General features: G+C 57.7%; 1 rRNA gene. It reads right to left on the bottom strand.

Annotation, left to right across the window (positions count from 1 at the left end):
* Nucleotides 1-3120, bottom strand: a 23S ribosomal RNA gene (locus PV410_RS44510); the annotation flags it as partial.
* Between the last annotated feature and the right edge of the window lie 138 nt (nucleotides 3121-3258).

Here is a 3258-nt window from a genome sequence, read left to right as displayed (position 1 = left end):
GGACAAGCCCTCGGCTTATTAGTACCGGTCAGCTCCACCCATTACTGGGCTTCCACATCCGGCCTATCAACCCAGTCGTCTACTGGGAGCCTTAACCCCTCAAGGGGGTGGGAGTCCTCATCTCGAAGCAGGCTTCCCGCTTAGATGCTTTCAGCGGTTATCCCTCCCGAACGTAGCCAACCAGCCATGCCCTTGGCAGGACAACTGGCACACCAGAGGTTCGTCCGTCCCGGTCCTCTCGTACTAGGGACAGCCCTTCTCAAGACTCCTACGCGCACAGCGGATAGGGACCGAACTGTCTCACGACGTTCTAAACCCAGCTCGCGTACCGCTTTAATGGGCGAACAGCCCAACCCTTGGGACCGACTCCAGCCCCAGGATGCGACGAGCCGACATCGAGGTGCCAAACCATCCCGTCGATATGGACTCTTGGGGAAGATCAGCCTGTTATCCCCGGGGTACCTTTTATCCGTTGAGCGACGGCGCTTCCACAAGCCACCGCCGGATCACTAGTCCCTACTTTCGTACCTGCTCGACCCGTCAGTCTCACAGTCAAGCTCCCTTGTGCACTTACACTCAACACCTGATTGCCAACCAGGCTGAGGGAACCTTTGGGCGCCTCCGTTACTCTTTAGGAGGCAACCGCCCCAGTTAAACTACCCACCAGACACTGTCCCTGATCCGGATCACGGACCGAGGTTAGACATCCAGCACGACCAGAGTGGTATTTCAACGACGACTCCACAATGGCTGGCGCCACTGCTTCAAAGTCTCCCACCTATCCTACACAAGCCGAACCGAACACCAATATCAAGCTGTAGTAAAGGTCCCGGGGTCTTTCCGTCCTGCTGCGCGAAACGAGCATCTTTACTCGTAGTGCAATTTCACCGGGCCTGTGGTTGAGACAGTCGAGAAGTCGTTACGCCATTCGTGCAGGTCGGAACTTACCCGACAAGGAATTTCGCTACCTTAGGATGGTTATAGTTACCACCGCCGTTTACTGGCGCTTAAGTTCTCAGCTTCGCCCCACCGAAATGGAGCTAACCGGTCCCCTTAACGTTCCAGCACCGGGCAGGCGTCAGTCCGTATACATCGCCTTACGGCTTCGCACGGACCTGTGTTTTTAGTAAACAGTCGCTTCTCGCTGGTCTCTGCGGCCACCACCAGCTCAGGGAGCAAGTCCCCTCACCAGCAATGGCCCCCCTTCTCCCGAAGTTACGGGGGCATTTTGCCGAGTTCCTTAACCACAGTTCACCCGAACGCCTCGGTATTCTCTACCTGACCACCTGAGTCGGTTTAGGGTACGGGCCGCCATGAAACTCGCTAGAGGCTTTTCTCGACAGCATAGGATCATCCACTTCACCACAATCGGCTCGGCATCAGGTCTCAGCCTCAATGAGTGGCGGATTTGCCTACCACTCGGCCTACACCCTTACCCCGGGACAACCACCGCCCGGGCTGGACTACCTTCCTGCGTCACCCCATCGCTCACCTACTACTGGATAGGTTCAGCGGCTCCACCACTCCCCATCACTCCGAAGAGATCAAGGGCGGCTTCACGGCCTTAGCATCACCAGATTCAGCGCTGGCGCTTCAAAGCGGGTACCGGAATATCAACCGGTTGTCCATCGACTACGCCTGTCGGCCTCGCCTTAGGTCCCGACTTACCCTGGGCAGATCAGCTTGACCCAGGAACCCTTAGTCAATCGGCGCAAGAGTTTCCCACTCTTGTATCGCTACTCATGCCTGCATTCTCACTCGTGAACCGTCCACGACTCCCTTCCAGGGCCGCTTCACCCGGCACACGACGCTCCCCTACCCATCACAGCCTCCGTTGGGAGTATTGCTGCAATGACACGACTTCGGCGGTACGCTTGAGCCCCGCTACATTGTCGGCGCGGAATCACTTGACCAGTGAGCTATTACGCACTCTTTCAAGGGTGGCTGCTTCTAAGCCAACCTCCTGGTTGTCTGTGCGACTCCACATCCTTTCCCACTTAGCGTACGCTTAGGGGCCTTAGTCGATGCTCTGGGCTGTTTCCCTCTCGACCACGGAGCTTATCCCCCGCAGTCTCACTGCCGCGCTCTCACTTACCGGCATTCGGAGTTTGGCTAAGGTCAGTAACCCGGTAGGGCCCATCGCCTATCCAGTGCTCTACCTCCGGCAAGAAACACACGACGCTGCACCTAAATGCATTTCGGGGAGAACCAGCTATCACGGAGTTTGATTGGCCTTTCACCCCTAACCACAGGTCATCCCCCAGGTTTTCAACCCTGGTGGGTTCGGTCCTCCACGCGGTCTTACCCACGCTTCAACCTGCCCATGGCTAGATCACTCCGCTTCGGGTCTTGGGCGTGCGACTGGATCGCCCTATTCGGACTCGCTTTCGCTACGGCTACCCCACACGGGTTAACCTCGCCACACACCGCAAACTCGCAGGCTCATTCTTCAAAAGGCACGCAGTCACGAGACACCAGCAAGCTGATGTCCGACGCTCCCACGGCTTGTAGGCACACGGTTTCAGGTACTATTTCACTCCGCTCCCGCGGTACTTTTCACCATTCCCTCACGGTACTATCCGCTATCGGTCACCAGGGAATATTTAGGCTTAGCGGGTGGTCCCGCCAGATTCACACGGGATTTCTCGGGCCCCGTGCTACTTGGGTGTCGTACAAGCAAGCCGCTAATGTTTCAGCTACGGGGGTCTTACCCTCTACGCCGGACCTTTCGCATGTCCTTCGCCTACATCAACGGTTTCTGACTCGCCCAGCCGCCGGCAGACGACTGAAGTACGATCCCACAACCCCACATGCGCAACCCCTGCCGGGTATCACACGCATACGGTTTGGCCTCATCCGGTTTCGCTCGCCACTACTCCCGGAATCACGGTTGTTTTCTCTTCCTGCGGGTACTGAGATGTTTCACTTCCCCGCGTTCCCTCCACACTGCCTATGTGTTCAGCAGCGGGTGACAGCCCATGACGACTGCCGGGTTTCCCCATTCGGACACCCCCGGATCAAAGCTCGGTTGACAGCTCCCCGGGGCCTATCGTGGCCTCCCACGTCCTTCATCGGTTCCTGGTGCCAAGGCATCCACCGTGCGCCCTTAAAAACTTGGCCACAGATGCTCGCGTCCACTATGCAGTTCTCAAACAACGACCCGTCACCCAACACCCACCCCGCAACCGCGAAGCTTCGATGAGTCCGGTCCACAACCGAGAACACTTCCGTGCCCTCAGGACCCAACAGCGCGCCCGG

The sequence above is a fragment of the Streptomyces sp. PA03-5A genome, assembly GCF_033792725.1.
Taxonomy (GTDB): Bacteria; Actinomycetota; Actinomycetes; order Streptomycetales; family Streptomycetaceae; genus Actinacidiphila.
Note: the sequence above shows the minus strand (reverse complement) of the source record. Positions and strands in the feature narration are given on the sequence as shown.